This is a genomic window from Streptomyces sp. NA02950, from assembly GCF_013364155.1.
Taxonomy (GTDB): Bacteria; Actinomycetota; Actinomycetes; order Streptomycetales; family Streptomycetaceae; genus Streptomyces.
This window is the reverse complement of the sequence record NZ_CP054916.1, coordinates 8,930,961-8,946,860: the sequence shown is the minus strand read 5'-3', so window position 1 is coordinate 8,946,860 and position 15,900 is coordinate 8,930,961. Positions and strand designations below refer to the sequence as shown.

14 protein-coding genes are annotated in these 15,900 nt (G+C 71.0%); 9 read left to right on the top strand and 5 right to left on the bottom strand.

The genetic code is table 11. From position 1 onward, the window contains the following. The first annotated feature begins 138 nt into the window (after positions 1-138). Positions 139-1,551 (top strand): family 2B encapsulin nanocompartment shell protein, encoded by a 1,413-nt coding sequence (locus HUT19_RS38430; protein WP_176185563.1) that lies wholly within the window; start codon positions 139-141, stop codon positions 1,549-1,551. 71 nt (positions 1,552-1,622) lie between these two features. Further along, the gene (locus tag HUT19_RS38425) at positions 1,623-3,011 is read left to right on the top strand and encodes a family 2B encapsulin nanocompartment shell protein (protein ID WP_176185561.1); all 1,389 of its coding nucleotides are present in this window, start codon (positions 1,623-1,625) and stop codon (positions 3,009-3,011) included. A gap of 28 nt (positions 3,012-3,039) precedes the next feature. Here the strand turns inward: HUT19_RS38425 and HUT19_RS38420 are convergent, their stop codons facing one another. The 4 genes from HUT19_RS38420 to HUT19_RS38405 all read right to left on the bottom strand — a co-directional run bounded on the left by HUT19_RS38420 (position 3,040) and on the right by HUT19_RS38405 (position 6,787). Next, positions 3,040-3,234 (bottom strand): hypothetical protein, encoded by a 195-nt coding sequence (locus tag HUT19_RS38420; protein ID WP_069860708.1) that lies wholly within the window; start codon positions 3,232-3,234, stop codon positions 3,040-3,042. Positions 3,235-3,447: 213 nt separating this feature from the next. Then, positions 3,448-4,584 carry an acyl-CoA dehydrogenase family protein gene (locus tag HUT19_RS38415; protein ID WP_176185559.1) on the bottom strand — a complete coding sequence of 379 codons (1,137 nt, stop codon included), beginning with the start codon at positions 4,582-4,584 and terminating at the stop codon, positions 3,448-3,450. Beyond that, positions 4,581-5,786 (bottom strand): acyl-CoA dehydrogenase family protein, encoded by a 1,206-nt coding sequence (locus HUT19_RS38410; protein ID WP_176185557.1) that lies wholly within the window; start codon positions 5,784-5,786, stop codon positions 4,581-4,583. The genes HUT19_RS38415 and HUT19_RS38410 overlap by 4 nt, the downstream gene beginning before the upstream one ends. Beyond that, positions 5,783-6,787 carry an NADPH:quinone oxidoreductase family protein gene (locus HUT19_RS38405; RefSeq protein WP_176185555.1) on the bottom strand — a complete coding sequence of 335 codons (1,005 nt, stop codon included), beginning with the start codon at positions 6,785-6,787 and terminating at the stop codon, positions 5,783-5,785. Before HUT19_RS38405 ends, HUT19_RS38410 begins: the two co-directional genes overlap by 4 nt. A gap of 254 nt (positions 6,788-7,041) precedes the next feature. Between HUT19_RS38405 and egtA the strand changes: the two genes are divergently transcribed. Genes egtA through egtD form a run of 4 tightly spaced genes read left to right on the top strand, consistent with a single transcriptional unit; the run spans position 7,042 to position 11,402 of the window. Continuing rightward, positions 7,042-8,298 carry an ergothioneine biosynthesis glutamate--cysteine ligase EgtA gene (gene egtA, locus HUT19_RS38400; protein ID WP_254886017.1) on the top strand — a complete coding sequence of 419 codons (1,257 nt, stop codon included), beginning with the start codon at positions 7,042-7,044 and terminating at the stop codon, positions 8,296-8,298. Continuing rightward, complete coding sequence (gene egtB, locus HUT19_RS38395; protein WP_176185552.1) at positions 8,295-9,638, top strand: ergothioneine biosynthesis protein EgtB; 1,344 nt, start codon at positions 8,295-8,297, stop codon at positions 9,636-9,638. The genes egtA and egtB overlap by 4 nt, the downstream gene beginning before the upstream one ends. A 46-nt stretch (positions 9,639-9,684) precedes the next feature. Further along, positions 9,685-10,440 carry an ergothioneine biosynthesis protein EgtC gene (egtC, locus tag HUT19_RS38390; RefSeq protein ID WP_176185550.1) on the top strand — a complete coding sequence of 252 codons (756 nt, stop codon included), beginning with the start codon at positions 9,685-9,687 and terminating at the stop codon, positions 10,438-10,440. Further along, positions 10,437-11,402, top strand: coding sequence for an L-histidine N(alpha)-methyltransferase (egtD, locus tag HUT19_RS38385; RefSeq protein WP_176185548.1), 966 nt, complete (start codon positions 10,437-10,439; stop codon positions 11,400-11,402). Before egtC ends, egtD begins: the two co-directional genes overlap by 4 nt. 191 nt (positions 11,403-11,593) lie before the next feature. On the opposite strand, the gene HUT19_RS38380 is transcribed toward egtD, so the two are convergent. Next, complete coding sequence (locus HUT19_RS38380) at positions 11,594-12,655, bottom strand: LacI family DNA-binding transcriptional regulator (protein WP_176185546.1); 1,062 nt, start codon at positions 12,653-12,655, stop codon at positions 11,594-11,596. Between the two features lie 201 nt (positions 12,656-12,856). Between HUT19_RS38380 and HUT19_RS38375 the strand changes: the two genes are divergently transcribed. From HUT19_RS38375 to HUT19_RS38365, 3 genes are read left to right on the top strand one after another with little or no spacing between them, the layout of a single operon-like run. Next, the gene (locus tag HUT19_RS38375) at positions 12,857-14,152 is read left to right on the top strand and encodes a sugar ABC transporter substrate-binding protein (protein WP_176185544.1); all 1,296 of its coding nucleotides are present in this window, start codon (positions 12,857-12,859) and stop codon (positions 14,150-14,152) included. Between the two features lie 8 nt (positions 14,153-14,160). Continuing rightward, positions 14,161-15,060 carry a carbohydrate ABC transporter permease gene (locus HUT19_RS38370; protein ID WP_176185542.1) on the top strand — a complete coding sequence of 300 codons (900 nt, stop codon included), beginning with the start codon at positions 14,161-14,163 and terminating at the stop codon, positions 15,058-15,060. After that, positions 15,057-15,887 (top strand): carbohydrate ABC transporter permease, encoded by an 831-nt coding sequence (locus tag HUT19_RS38365; protein ID WP_176185540.1) that lies wholly within the window; start codon positions 15,057-15,059, stop codon positions 15,885-15,887. The genes HUT19_RS38370 and HUT19_RS38365 overlap by 4 nt, the downstream gene beginning before the upstream one ends. Positions 15,888-15,900 lie beyond the last annotated feature (13 nt).

The window sequence follows — 15,900 nt, the reverse complement described above, 5'->3', positions numbered from 1 at the left end:
CGTTCCTTGCCTTCGTCCCAACCTTCCGGGCGCCCACACTTTTGAGTGAATGCACAGGTCCAAAGGCCGCTGATAGCTTGGGAGTTGCTCAGGGGGATTTTCTCTTGAGGTCCGTACAGGGGTGGGTGAGCATTCACGATGACGACGTCCGTTGAACGGGGTTCCGGTACCGACGATTCGCAGCCGCTGTCGAGTCTCGGCACGGCCGCCGCACGGAATCTGGCGACGACGACCAAGTCCGTTCCGCAGATGCAGGGAATTTCCTCGCGATGGCTGCTGCGCATGCTGTCGTGGGTGCATGTGCCGGGCGGCACCTACCGGGTGAACCGGCGTGCCTCGCACACGCTCGGGGACGGCCGGGTGGAATTCACCACCACCGGTGCCGAGGTCCGGGTCATTCCGGTCGAGCTGCGGGAGCTTCCGCTGCTCCGCGGCTTCGAGGACACCGATGTCCTCGAGGCGCTGGCGAACCGGTTCACCCAGCGGGAGCTGGCTCCCGGCGAGGTGCTGGTGGAGGCCGGGCGTCCGGCCGACGAGCTGTATCTGATCGCCCACGGCAAGGTCGACAAGCTGGCCGAGGGTGCCTTCGACGATCCCTCGGTGGTCGGCACGGCCGCGGGCGGTGACCACCTCGGCGAGCGGGAGCTGGCCTCGGCAGAGGGCTGCACCTGGGGCGTCACCGTCAAGGCGGTCACCTCCTGCACCGTCCTGGCGCTCTCCCGCCAGGAGTTCGAGGAGCAGATGGACCGCTCGGGGGCGCTGCGGGAGCATGTGGAGGCGGTGCGCGCGGCACCGAAGGCCCCGGCCAACGAGCACGGCGAGGCGTCCATCGAGCTGTCCTCCGGCCATGCGGGCGAGCCCGTGCTGCCGGGGACGTTCGCCGAGTACGAGCTCGCGCCCCGCGAGTACGAGCTGAGCGTGGCCCAGACCGTGCTGCGGGTCCACACCCGGGTCGCCGACCTGTACAACGACCCGATGAACCAGGTCGAGCAGCAGCTCCGGCTGACCATCGAGGCGCTGCGGGAGCGCCAGGAGCACGAGCTCGTCAACAACCCCCGGATCGGTCTGCTGCACAACGCGGATCTGTCCCAGCGCATTCACACCCGCGGCGGCCCGCCCACCCCCGACGACCTCGACTCCCTGCTGGCCACCGTGTGGAAGGACCCGGGGCTGATCCTCGCGCATCCGCGCGCCATCGCCGCGATCGGCCGGGAGTTCAACAACCGTGGCATCTCCCCGCAGAGCGTGGAGGTGAACGGTCATGCGGTGCCCGCGTGGCGCGGGGTGCCCATTTTCCCGTGCAACAAGATCCCGGTGACCCGCAGCGGGGTCACCTCCGTTCTCGCGCTGCGCACCGGCGAGGAGAACCAGGGGGTGATCGGGCTGCATCGGACCGGAATTCCCGATGAATACCAGCCGAGCCTCTCCGTGCGGTTCATGGGAATCAGCGAGCAGGCCATCATCTCGTATCTCGTCAGTGCCTACTATTCCGCGGCCGTTCTGGTCCCGGACGCGCTCGGAATCCTGGAGAACGTGGAAATCGGCCTCTGACGGCCCGCCATACCTTCCGGTGCCCCTCGCATACGTTCCCGAATACCTACCGAAATGAGTGATGAGCACAGATGACCACTTCCGTGGAGTCCGATGAGCAGCCGCTGAGCCTGGGCACGGCCGCCGCACGGAATCTGGCGACCACGACCAAGTCCGTTCCGCAGATGCAGGCCATCTCGTCGCGGTGGCTGCTGCGGATCCTGCCCTGGGTGCAGGTGTCGGCCGGCACCTACCGGGTGAACCGGCGGCTGAGCTACACGGTCGGTGACGGGCGGGTGGAGTTCGTCTCCACCGGGTCGCGGGTGCGGGTCATCCCGCCGGAGTTGGGTGAGCTGCCGACGCTGCGCGGCTTCTCGGACACCGCCGTGCTGGAGTCGCTGGCCGACGCCTGTGTCCAGCGGGAGTACGCGCCCGGGGATGTGCTGGTCGAGGCCGGCCGCCCGGCCGATCAGGTGTATCTCATCGCCCATGGCAAGGTCCGGCAGATCGCCCCCGGCGCCTATGACACCGATACGGCGCTCGCGGTGCTGGCCGACGGGGAGTACTTCGGCGACCCCGTGCTCACCGGCCCGGAGCATACCTGGGACTTCACCGTCCGGGCGGTCACCCGCACCACGGTGCTCACCCTCCCCCGCCGTGCCTTCCAGGAGGCGGCCGACCGCTCCGAGGCGCTGCGCGGCCATCTCGAGGACCGGGAGAACCGGCCGGAGCCCGCGCGGAACCGGCGCGGCGAGGCCGATATCGCGATCGCCTCGGGCCACTCGGGCGAGCCGGTGCTGCCGGGGACGTTCGCCGAGTACGAGCTGAGTCCGCGGGAGTACGAGCTGAGCGTGGCCCAGACCGTGCTGCGGGTCCACACCCGGGTCGCGGATCTCTACAGCGACCCCATGGACCAGGTCGAGCAGCAGCTCCGGCTGACCATCGAGGCGCTGCGCGAGCGCCAGGAGCACGAGCTCGTCAACAACCGGGAGTTCGGTCTGCTGCACCATGCGGATCTGTCCCAGCGCATCCACACCCGCAGCGGCCCGCCCACCCCCGACGACCTCGACGAACTGCTGACGCGACGCCGCAAGACGCAGTTTCTGCTGGCCCATCCGCGGACCATCGCGGCGTTCGGGCGGGAGTGCAGCAGCCGGGGCCTGTATCCGCAGGGCACCGAGGTCCACGGGGTGGCGGTGCGGGCCTGGCGCGGGGTGCCGCTGCTGCCGTGCAACAAGATCCCGGTCAGCGAGTCCGGCACCAGCTCCATCCTGGCGATGCGCACCGGGGAGGAGAGCCAGGGCGTCATCGGCCTCCACCAGACCGGGATCCCCGATGAGTACGAGCCCAGTCTGAACGTCCGGTTCATGGGCATCAGCGAGCAGGCCATGACGTCGTATCTGGTCAGCGTCTACTACTCGGCGGCGATTCTGGTGCCTGACGCGCTGGGTGTTCTGGAGGACGTCGAGATCGGCCGCTGAGCGGTGCCGCGGTCGCCGCGGGCGCGGGTCAGGGGCGAACGCTGCTGACCACGTCCGCTGTGGCGGCGAGCCCTTCGGAAATGGTGGGCGCCACACTGCTGCTGGCCAGGTAGAAGCCGAGCGTCACACAGACCAGGGCATGGGAGATGCGCAGTCCGCCGCTGCGCAGAAAGACCACCGCCAGGATCAGAAGCAGCAGGACCACGGAGATGGAAATGGCCATGGGGAGCCTCCTCGGCCGCTACGGAGGATCGGAATCCGGCCGTCAGTGTGGCCCAGAATCGCCCATGACCCGCCGAACCGTGGTGCTCCGGACGGGTGCCGATCTGCTGTTCGGAATGGATGCCGGGTGGTCCCGGTGCCGGTGGTCCCGGTGCGGGAAGGGGTCCGCCCCGGCGCTCAGGCGCCGGGGCGGACCGCTACCGCCGCCGGGCGGTCAGCCGGTGGGTGCCGGGAGGTCCACCAGCCCGGCCAGGAGTTGACGATGACGGCCGGGCGTCCCCAGCGCGATTTCGTCGCTCTTGGCCCGCTTGAGGTAGAGATGCGCCGGGTGTTCCCAGGTCATCCCGATACCGCCGTGCAGCTGTACGCACTCCTCGGCGGCGTGCACGGCCACTTCGGCGCAGTGCGCCTGGGCGACGGCCACCGCCACCGGGGTGTCCGGGCTGTCCGCGGCCAGGGCGTCGGCGGCGTACCGGGCGGCGGCCCGGGCGGAGACCAACTCCAGCCACAGCGCGGCCATCCGGTGTTTCAGCGCCTGGAACGAGCCGATGGGCCGGCCGAACTGATGGCGCTCGCCGGTGTGGCGCACGGCCTCGGTCAGACACCATTCGGCGATCCCCAGCTGTTCGGAGGCGAGCAACCCCGCCCCGGTCAGCAGGGCACGCCGGACCGCGTCCCCGGCCCGTTCCGCAGCGGCCACCCGGCGTGCGGGCGCGCTGTCGAGGGTCACCGTGGCGAGCGGCCTGGTGAGGTCCAGTGAGGTGAGCGGTTCGAGGGTGGCTCCGGGTTCGGTGGTGTGCACGGCGTACAGCCCGTAGCCGTCCGGCCCTTCGGCGGGGACGAGCAGCACCTCGGCACCCAGCGCGCCCGCGACACCGCGGACCTCGCCGCTCAGGGTTCCGTCGCCGCCTGCCCTTACGGTGGCGGGCGGGGTGCCCTCCCCCGGGGCGCTGGACAACGGCAGGGCCAGCGCGCCGGTCGTCCCGCCCTCGGCGAGTCCGCCGAGCAGCCGTGCCACGGCCTCCTCGTCGGTGTCGCAGCCGAGAAGGGCGGTGACGGCCAGGACGGCACTGGTGAGGTAGGGCACGGGGGCCACGGCGCGGCCGAGTTCCTCCATCACCACCGCCGCCTCGCGTGCGGTGGCGCCCTGTCCGCCCAGCTTGTCGGGGACCAGCAGCCCTGCCGTGCCCATCTCGGCGCCCAGCGCCTGCCATACGGCGGGGTCGTACGGCCGGTCGCTCTCCGCCTGGGCGAGGACGGCCGGGGGCGGGCAGCGGTCGGCGAGCAACGACCGTACGGCCGCGCGCAGATCGTCCTCGGCCTCGGAGTAGAGCAGATCCGGGGTGCTCATCGGGGCAGGTCCTTCCACGCGACGTCCTTGTCGGTCCGCGGCTCGGGCGGCAGGCCCAGGACGCGTTCGGCGATGATGTTGAGCAGCACCTCCGAGGTGCCGCCCTCGATGGAGTTGCCCTTGGCCCGCAGATAGCGGTAGCCGGCGTCGCGGCCGGTGAAGTCGACGTGTTCGGGGCGGCGCAGCGTCCAGTCGTCGTAACTCAGCCCCTCCTCCCCCAGCATTTCGACCTCCAGCGCGCTGAGCCGCTGGTTGAGGTGGGAGAAGGCGAGCTTCATGGCCGAGCCCTCCGGGCCGGGCTGGCCGAGCGCGAGCTGCTGGCGCAGCCGTTCGCTCGCCAGCCGGGCCGCCTCGGCGTCCGTCCACAGCCGCAGCAGCCGCTGGTGGAGATCGTGCGTGCGCAGCTCGGGCCGCTCGCGCCAGGTCCCGGCGACCAGGCCGATCATGCCGCCCTCGCGGGGGACGCGGCCGCCGCCGATGGCGACCCGCTCGTTCATCAAGGTGGTCTGGGCGACCCGCCAGCCCTCGCCGATCTCGCCGAGGCGGCGGCTGTCGGGGATGCGCACGCCGGTGAGGAAGACCTCGTTGAACTCCGCCTCACCGGTGATCTGCCGCAGGGGCCGCACCTCGACACCAGGGTCGGTCATATCGCAGATGAAGTAGGTGATGCCGCGGTGCTTGGGCAGATCGGGGTCGGTGCGGGCGATGAGGATGGCCCAGCGGGCGATATGCGCGCTGGAGGTCCACACCTTCTGGCCGTCTACCACCCAGGTGTCGCCGTCGCGTACGGCGCGGGTGCCGAGGGCCGCGAGGTCCGATCCGGCGCCGGGCTCGCTGAACAGCTGGCACCACACCTCCTCGCCGGTCCACAGCGGGCGCAGCAGTCGGGTGCGCTGCTCGTCGGTGCCGAAGCCGAGGATGGTGGGGGCGGCCATGCCCAGGCCGATACCGATGCGGCGGGGGTCGTTGTCGGGTGCGCCGGCGGCCTCGAGTTCGGCGTCCACGACGGACTGGAGGGAGCGCGGGGCGTCCAGGCCGCCGAGGCCGACCGGGTAGTGCACCCAGGCGAGTCCGGCGTCGAAGCGGGCCCGCAGGAAGTCCAGCCGGTCGGTGCCGGCCGGGGGGTGGGCGTCGAGGAGTGCGCGGACGCGGCGGCGCAGTTCGGGGGCGTCCACGGCGGTCCGGTCCCGGGCGGTGGTCATCGGGCCCCTCCCGTCGCCAGGCCGGGGACGACGACCACACGGCCGGTGGTGACGCCGTCGGCGACGCGCTGGACGGCTTCGGCCGCGCCAGCGAGCGGCACCCGCTCGCTGACCAGGGGCCGTACGGTGCCCTGGGCGGCCAGCTTGGTCAGTTCGTCGTGGCAGGAGCGGACGGCGGCCGGGTCCTTGGTGTTGTACAGGCCCCAGTGGAGGCCGAGGATGGCGTAGTTCTTGACCAGGGCGTGGTTGAGGGCGGCCTGCGGGACGACGCCGCTGGCGAATCCGACGACCACGATGCGGCCCTCGAAGGCCACGCACTTGACGGACTTGGCGAAGGCGTCGCCGCCGACCGGGTCGTAGATCACATCGGCGCCGCGTCCGCCGGTGGCCTCCTTGACCGCGGCCACGATGTCGTCCTCGCGGCGGTCGAGGACGAGGTCGCAGCCCAGTTCACGGGCGACTCGCACCTTGTCCGCGCCGCCGACGACGCCGATGACCCGGGCGCCGGCCGCCTTGCCGAGCTGGACGGCGGCGGTGCCCACCCCGCCCGCGGCGGCGTGCACCAGCAGGGTTTCTCCTGATTGCAGCCGGGCCCGGCGGTGCAGACCGAACCAGCCGGTCTGGTAGCCGATGTGCAGCGCCGCGGCCTCCGCGTCATCGAGGGCGTCGGGGGCGGGGAGCGCGTTCGCCGCGTCCACGGCGACCAGCTCGGCGAAGCCGCCCGACGGCAGGGTGGGGGTGGCCAGGACCCGGGAGCCCACCTCGCCCTCGGCGCCCTCGCCGACGGCGACGACCTCACCGCACAGTTCGACGCCCGGGGTGAACGGCAGCGGCGGCCGGACCTGGTACTGGCCGCGGCACAGCAGGGCGTCGGGGAAGTTGACGTTGACACCCAGGACCCGCACCAGCAGCTGTCCCCGCCCCGCCACCGGATCGGGCACGTCCGCCAGGCGCATGACCTCGCGCGGCTCGCCATTGTCGTGCACTCGCCATGCCTGCATCCGGTGGCCTCCACAAGCTCTCGGTAGCGGCGTTCTCTACGCCGAGGCGGCACATACTAACCAGTCGGTACGACACTGAAAACAGCCCCGTCCTGTGGCATCAGCCATCCTGCCGCTTCCGTCCGGCGCTGCGGGAACTCCTGTGCAACTCTGGAGGCACTCTTGAGCCCCGGCACGTCAGCAGGTGAAAGTGGGCGAGATATCGGTTCGCAGCACGGCGGACCGGTAGCCCGAACGGGACGGGAGAGACGACTGTGCCCGACAGCAAGGCGATCAGTGAGGCCGAGATGGAGGCCAGGCTGCACGGCATCTGTTTCAAAACAGGGCCGCCGCGCCGTATCGGTGTTGAGCTGGAATGGCTCGTGTACGACCCGCACGACCCCGTACGACCCGTGGAGGTGGCCCGGCTGGAAGCCGCGGTCACCGCACTGCGCGGACTGCCGCTCCGGTCCGCGATCACCTTCGAACCCGGCGGCCAGGTGGAGCTGAGCTCCCCCCCGGCCGACTCCCTCACCGCATGTGTGGAGTCCGCCGCCGCCGATCTGGTTCTCGTCCGCACCCTCCTCGCCGGGCTCGGCCTCGGTATTGCCGGGCATGGGCATGACCCCTGGCGGCCGCCACGCCGGTTTCTTTCCACGCCCCGCTACGAGTCCATGGAGACCTATTTCAACCGCCGGGGCCCGGCGGGGCGGTCCATGATGTGCAGCACCGCCTCGGTCCAGGTGTGCGTGGACGCCGGGCAGGAGGAGCCCGGTCCGCTGGGTCTGGGGCGGCGCTGGCGGCTCGCCCACCTAGTGGGCGCCGTCCTGACCGCCGCCTTCGCCAATTCGCCGCTGTGCGAGGGCCGGCCCACCGGCTACCGCTCCACCCGGCAAGCCCTGTGGGCCTCGATGGATCCCGGCCGCACCCTCGCCCCGTCCGACGGCAAGGACCCGCGCGCCGCCTGGACCCGCTATGTGCTGGACGCGCCGGTGATGGCCGTCCGGGCCGAGCACGGGCCGTGGACCGTTCCGGACGGACTCACCTTCCGCCAGTGGGCCCGTACCGCACTGCCCCGGCCACCCACCCTCGACGATCTCGACTTCCACGTCTCCACCCTCTTCCCGCCCGTGCGGCCGCGCGGGCATCTCGAACTGCGCATGATCGACGCGCAGAGCGGCGACGACGGCTGGATCGTGCCCCTCGCCGTCACGGTGGCGCTCTTCGATGACCCCCAGGCCGCGGAAACCGTCTACCGCGTGGTGAAACCCCTCGCCGAGACCGCGGGCTCCGCGCCCGCTCCGTGCAATCCGCTGTGGCTGAGCGCGACCCGGGACGGTCTGGCCGACCCCGAGCTGCGGACCGCCGCCGCCACCTGCTTCGCCACCGCGCTGGAGGCACTGCCCCGGCTGGGTGCCTCCCCCGCCATCACGTCCGCCGTCGCCGACTTCACCGACCGCTATGTGGCCAGAGGCCGATGTCCCGCCGACGATCTGCTCGCCCCCGTCCCCGGGAAGGAGGAACGGCCATGACCGCTCCCGACTCCGACCTCCTCGATCTCGATCCCGAGGCGCTGCGCCGGCGCGCCGAGGCCGCGCTGCGCACCGCGCGCGAACGCACCCACACCCTCACCACCTGCGTGGACGACCACGACCTCACCGCCCAGCACTCCCCTTTGATGTCCCCGCTGGTGTGGGACCTGGCTCATATCGGCAACCAGGAGGAGCAGTGGCTGCTGCGCGCCGTCGGCGGACGGGAGGCGCTGCGCCCGGAGATCGACTCGGTGTACGACGCCTTCGAGCATCCGCGCGCCGAGCGGCCCTCACTGCCGCTGCTGGCACCGTCCGAGGCCCGGGGCTATGTCTCCGAAGTGCGCGGGCGGGTGTTCGACGTCCTGGAGCGGATCGAGCTGCGCGGCGCCCCGCTGGTCGACGCGGGCTTCGCCTTCGGCATGATCGCCCAGCATGAGCAGCAGCACGACGAGACCATGCTCATCACCCACCAGCTGCGGCTCGGGCCCGCCGCGCTGACCGCCCCGGAGCCGCCGGACACCGTCGACGGGGGCGCGCTGCCCGAGGAGGTCCTGGTCCCCGGCGGTCCGTTCACCATGGGCACCTCCACCGAGCCCTGGGCGCTGGACAACGAACGGCCCGCCCACCGGCGGCTGGTCCCGCCCTTCTGGATCGACACCGCCCCGGTGACCAACGGTGCGTACGCCCGGTTCATCGCGGACGGCGGCTACGCGGAGCGCCGCTGGTGGACTCCGGAGGGCTGGGCGCACATCCAGGAGCACGGGCTGAGCGCCCCGCTGTTCTGGCGGCACGAGGGCGGGCAGTGGCTGCGCCGCCGGTTCGGGGTGACCGAACCGGTGCCGGAGGACGAGCCGGTGCTGCATGTGAGCTGGTACGAGGCGGACGCCTACGCCCGCTGGGCGGGGCGCCGGCTGCCCAGCGAGGAGGAGTGGGAGAAGGCGGCCCGCCACGATCCGGCGACCGGCCGCTCGCTGCGCTATCCGTGGGGCGACGAGGACCCCACCCCCGACCATGCCAACCTCGGCCAGCGCCATCTGCGGCCCGCACGGGCCGGGAGCTATCCGAAGGGTGCCTCCCCGCTCGGCGTCCGGCAGCTGATCGGCGATGTGTGGGAGTGGACGTCCAGCGACTTCCTGCCCTATCCGGGGTTCAGCGTCTTCCCCTACCCGGAGTACTCGCAGGTCTTCTTCGGGCCCGCGTACAAGGTGCTGCGCGGTGGCTCGTTCGCGGTGGACGCGGTGGCCTGCCGGGGCACCTTCCGCAACTGGGACCTGCCGGTCCGCCGGCAGATCTTCTCGGGGTTCCGCACCGCCCGCGACGCCGCCGCGGAGGCCGCGTGAGGGCCACCGCCGGATACGCCGTCCCCGCTGCCGGGGGGTGGGGCTGATGTGCCGGCATCTCGCCTACCTCGGACCGGAGACCACCATCGGCGAGGTGGTCAGCGCTCCGCCGCACAGTCTGTTCTCGCAGTCGTGGGCGCCGCGGCGGCAGGCCCACGGCACCGTCAACGCCGACGGGTTCGGCGTCGGCTGGTACGCGCCGGAGGACCCGGTGCCCGCGCGCTACCGGCGTGCCGGGCCCATCTGGGGCGATCTGTCCTTCGCCGATCTCGCCCGGGTGGTGCGCACCGGGGCGCTGATGGCCGCCGTGCGCGACGCCACCGAGGCGAGCGCGGACGGGGAGGCGGGCGCCTCGCCCTTCGCCTCCGGGGTCTGGCTGTTCAGCCACAACGGCGCGGTGCGCGAGTGGCCGCGCTCCCTCGCGGAGGTGGCCGCGTCACTGCCGCCCGCCGACCTGCTGAGCCTGGCGGCGCGCTGTGACTCCGCGCTGGTGTGGGCGCTGGTGCTGCACCGGCTGCGGCTGGGGCACGCAGCGGGCGAGGCGCTGGCCGGGGCCGTCGAGACGGTGGCCGCCGCCGCGCCCGGTTCGCGGCTGAACCTGCTGCTCCTGGACGGATCGACGATCGCCGCCACCGCGTGGGGCGACACCCTGTGGTACCGGGCCGACCCGGGCCGCGCGGTGGCCGTGGCCTCCGAGCCGTACGACGACGATCCGCTCTGGACGGAAGTCCCCGACCGCACCCTGCTGACCGCGACCCGTACCGAGGTTCTCCTCTCCCCCCTCAAGGAGGCTTCCGCGTGAGCTCCTTCACCATGACCCGCACCCTGCCCGTGGACACCACCACCGCCGCGCTGCGCGCCGATGTGGCCGACGGGCTGACCCGCACCCCCAAGCAGCTGCCGCCGAAGTGGTTCTACGACGCCCGTGGAAGTGAGCTCTTCGAAGAGATCACCCGGCTGCCCGAGTACTATCCGACCCGCGCGGAGCGGGAGATCCTCAGAGCGAGGGCGGCCGAGATCGCCGACGCCACCGGAGCCAGAACCCTGGTCGAACTGGGCTCCGGCTCCTCGGAGAAGACCCGTCATCTGATCCGGGCACTGCCGGAGCTGCGGACCTACGTCCCGGTGGACGTGAGCGAGAGCGCCCTCGAACCGGCCGGGCGCGCTCTGCTCACCGAACATCCGGAACTGACGGTGCACGCCATGGTGGCCGACTTCATGACCGGGCTCACCCTGCCCGAGGAATCGCCCGGGCCGCGGCTGCTGGCGTTCCTCGGCGGCACCATCGGCAATCTGCTGCCGTCCGAGCGGGCGGAGTTCTTCACCGCGGTGAGCGCGCTGCTGGCCCCGGGTGACGCGCTGCTGCTCGGCACCGACCTGGTCAAGGACGAGGCCACGCTGGTCGCCGCGTACGACGACGCGCAAGGAGTCACCGCGGCGTTCAACAAGAACGTGCTCGCGGTGCTCAACCGCGAGCTGGGCGCCGACTTCAACCCGGCGGACTTCGACCATGTGGCGGCCTGGAACGCCGAGGAGGAGTGGATCGAGATGCGGCTGCGGGCCCGCAAGGAGCTCACCGCGAAGATCCCCGCGATGGATCTCGCCATCCACTTCACGGCCGGGGAGGAGGTCCGCACCGAGGTGTCGGCCAAGTTCCGGGAGGGCAAGGTGCGGACCGAACTGGCCGCTTCGGGCCTGGAGCCGCGGCGCTGGTGGACCGACGCCGAGGGCCGCTTCGCGCTGTCGCTGGCGGTCCGTACGTAGTCGGCGCACGGGTGTTTCCGGTGGCCGCCGCCCGCGTCCGGGCGGCGGCCACCGCCGTGAGCACGGGCCTGCGGCTTGCGCAGGAAGCCGCGAGGTGCCGATAGACGTCCGCGGCTGCGTCGTGGCTGATCGCGCAGTACCCCGCGCCCACTTCGGGGCGCAACCGGTCCACCGGACTTCAGCGAGGCCGCTCACGCCCTGTCCGGTGGGGCGGCGGTGCTGCCGCGAGGGGCCAGCCGGGGGACGTCGTCCTGGACCCGTACCGCCGCCTCCCCGTCGAGCAGCGCGATCAGCCGCTCGGCGGCATGCCGCCCGAAGGTTGCCGTGTCGCGTACCAGCGCGGTCAGGGAGGGGTGGGTGCTGCGGCACAGCACGGAGTCGTCCCAGGCCACGATGGAGAGATCGGCCGGGACGGACAGACCGCGCTCGGCGGCGGCGGCGAGTCCGGCGACCGCCATCACGTCGTTGTCGTAGACCAGGGCGGTGGGCGGCCGCTCCCGCGCGAGCACCCGGCTGGTGGCCTCGGCTCCCTGTGCGTCGGAGTAGTCGGTGGTCACCGAGGCCACCTCGGTGAGCCCGCGGCGCTCGGCCTCGGCGCGCAGCGAGCGCATCCGGCGCCGGGTGTGGGCCAGTTCGGGCAGTCCTGCGATATGCACGATCCGGCGGTGGCCGAGGTCGTGGAGATGGCCGACGATCGAGGCCATCGCGGCGGCGTCGTCCGCCCAGAGGTTGGAGATGCCCGGGTGGGCGGTGGGCTCGGCGGCCTGGTCGTCGGTCATGGAGCCGATCACCACGGCGGGCAGTCCCAGTTCGTCGAGCAGGTCAGGCCGGGGGTCGTCCCGGCAGGGGTCGACCACGAGGACCCCGTCCACCCGGTGCTCGGCCCACCAGCGGCGGTAGGTGGCGCATTCGGCGTCCAGGTCCTCGACCACCTGGAACAGCAGGCCGAGGCGGCGCGGGGAGAGCGCTTCCTGCACCCCGGAGACCAGTTGCAGGAAGAACGACTCGACGCCGAGGGTGCTGGCGGGCCGGGCGAGCACCAGGCCGACGGTGGCCGAGCCCTCGCCGGACAGGGCACGGGCGGCCGTGCTGGGCTGCCAGCCGAGCTGTTCGGCGACGCGCCGCACCCGGTCGCGGGTGGCCGCCGAGACACCGGGGCGGTCGTTGAGCGCGAAGGAGACCGCGCTCTCGGAGACCCCGGCGCGGCGGGCGATGTCCTTCATGGTGGGGCGTCGGGCCGGTGTCCGGCGCATGGGCGTCCTCCCGCTCCCCGGACGGTGGTCATTCGAGGAGATCACTAAAGCGCTTGAGCTGGATTAAGACTAAAGCGCATTAGTTCGCGACGGAAGTCTTGACGCAACTCCCGCTTCGGGTGCAGTTTTTGGTCTGCCCGCTCCGGCCCTTCCCGCTTCCACCGGACTCACGCCGGCTTCGATCGAAGGAGCTCGTCGGCCATGCCCATATCCCGTAGAGCGACCGCCGCCATCCTCCCCCTCCTGCTCTCCTCCATGGCCCTGACCGGCTGCAATGGAGATGGCGGCGGAGGCGGATCGAGTGCGGACGGCAAAATCGAGGGCAAGATCCGTTTCCAGACCTGGAATCTCCGGGCCAACTTCAAGGACTACTTCAACGGCCTGATCGACGCTTTCGAGGAGAAGTATCCGGATGTCGAGGTCGCGTGGCTGGATCAGCCCGCCGAGAACTACGCGGAAAAGCTCAGCGCGGACGCCGGATCCGGCAGCCTTCCGGATGTGGTCAATGTGTCCCCGGACCTCGCCCATCCGCTGGCCAAGGCCGGTGTGCTGATGAACCTCGACCATGAGAAGGCCAGTTCGCGCTACCGCCCGGAGTACACCCCCGAGGCGTGGCGCGGCAACGCCCTTCCGGGCCTGGACGGGACCTATGCCTTCCCCTGGTACCTCAACACCGGCCCGATGTTCTACAACAAGGCGCTCTTCCGGAAGGCGGGGCTCGATCCGGCCGACCCGCCGCGCAGCTACGACCAGCTGTTCAGCGCCGCCGACACCATCGCCGAAAAGTCCGACGGCAAGGTCGCCACCCTCGCGGGCACCCCGTCCATCGAGGACTTCGGCCGCTACGGCGTGACGCTGATGAACGACGACGCCACCGCCTTCACCTACAACGAGCCCCAGGGCGTCGAGCTGCTCACCCGGTACAAGAAGCTCTACGACAAGGGCGCTCTGGACGGGCAGGCGCTCACCAACACCCCCGAGAAGGCGGGGCAGAAGTTCCTGGAGCAGAAGGTCGCGATGAATCCGGGCAGCGCCCATGACCTGGAGACCTTCAAACGGGACGCACCCAGCCTCTACAAGAACCTCGGCATCACGGAGGCGCCCAACAACACCGGCAAGCCCAACATGTATGTGATGGGTCTGGCGGTGAAGGAGAACAGCGAGCACAAGGCCGCCGCCATCGCGTTCGCGCACTTCGTCACCAACCGGAAGAACCAGGAGTCCTTCGCCCACAAGGTGGCGATCTTCCCCAGTACCAAGGGGTCGCTGGACAAGCCGTACTGGACGAAGGACGACGGCACCGACGAGGGCCGCGTGCGGGTCGCTTCCGCGAAGCTGCTCAAGGGCGCGGTGAACTACACCCCCGTCGTCATGAGCGACGAAATGAAGACCGTGCTCCAGAACGAGGTGGCCAAGGCCCTCCAGGGCAAGAAGTCGCCGAAGAAGGCGCTGGACGACGCCGTGGCGCAGAGCAACAAGCTGCTCCAGCAGGGTTAGGGGCACCGATGAGCCGCCGCCCCGCCGCTCCCTCGCCACGGACGCACCGGGCCGCGAGCCCCTGGCTCTTTCTGCTCCCGGGGCTCGCCGTGGTCAGCGCGTTCACCCTCTATCCCTTTCTGACCACCGTCCACCAGGCGTTCACCGACACCCGGACGCTCACCGGCGGTTCCTGGGTGGGCCTGGAGAACTTCCGGACCATGCTGGACGACGAGCAGTTCGCGGTGGGCCTGCGCAACAGCCTGCTGTACGTGGTGATGGTGGTGCCGTGCACGGTGCTGCTGCCGCTGCTGCTGGCCCTGCTCGTCCGCAAGCAGATCCCCGGTGTCACCTTCTTCCGGGCCGCCTTCTACACCCCGGTGGTGGCATCGGTCGTCGTGGTCTCCCTGATCTGGGTGTGGATGCTGGACGACCGCGGTCTGGTCAACGGCATCCTCGCCTTCCTCGGCGCCGGTCCCGTGGGCTTCCTCGGCGACGAGTGGCTGCTGCTGTTCAGCGCCATGGCGCTGACGGTGTGGAAGGGGCTGGGCTACTACATGATCATTTATCTCGCCGCGCTGGCGAACGTCCCGCCCGAACTGCACGAAGCCGCCGCCGTGGACGGCGCGGGCGCGGTCCGCCGCTTCCTCAGCGTCACCGTCCCGGCCGTCCGCTCCACCATGGTGCTGGTCGGCGCGCTCTCCTCGATGGCCGCGTTCAAGGTGTTCTCCGAGGTGTATCTGCTGGCCGGGCCCACCGGCGGCCCGGCCGGGCAGGACACCACGCTCGTCATGCTGGTGCAGCGGGTGGGCACCGGGCTGAACGGACGGGTGGGCTACGCCTCCGCCCTCTCACTCGTCGTCTTCGCCATCACCCTCGTGCTGATGCTGCTGGTGCTGCGCGCCGACCGCCGGGAGGAGCTGAGGTGAAGCGCATTTCCGGCTGGGAGAAGGCGCTGCGCTATCTGCTGCTGCTCGCCGTCCTGGCGCTGACCGTGGGCCCCTTCCTGTGGCAGCTGTCCACCTCGCTCAAGAGCACCACCGAGGACATCTACACCTCGCCGCCGGCCTTCCTGCCCGAACACCCCACGCTCGACAACTACTCCGGGGTCGCCGACATCGTCCCGGTGTGGGACTACGCACTGAACTCGCTCAAGGTGGCGGTGGCCAATGTGCTCACCAACTGCGTGGGCGCGGCGATGGCCGGATACGCGCTGGCGAGGCTGCGGTTCCGGGGCCGGAAGGCGGCCAGGCTGGCGTTTGTGATGGCGCTGCTGGTGCCACTGGAGTCCATCATCATCGCCCAGTTCACCACCATGCGGGATCTGGAACTGAACAACACCCTCACCGCGGTGGTGCTGCCGGGCGCGGTCAGTTCGCTGAACGTCCTGCTGATGCGGAACGCGTTCGCCAACCTCCCGTACGAGATCGAGGAAGCGGCGGTCATCGACGGGGCCAATGTGTGGCAGCGGTTCGTACGGATCGGGCTGCCCGCCGTGAAGGGCACCCTCGCGGTGGTCGCCATCTTCGCCTTCATGGGCGCCTGGGACGACTTCCTGTGGCCGCTGATCGTGCTCTCCGACTCCGACAAGTTCACCCTGACCGTCGGCCTCGACTATCTGCACGGCACCTTCGCCAACAATCCACGGCTCGTCGCGGCGGGCACCATCATCGCGGTCGCCCCGCTCATCGTGATGTTCGCCTGTCTCCAGCGGTACTTCTTCCGTGGCGTCGGTGAGGGCGCCGTCAAGGGCTGAAGGGATCGATTCC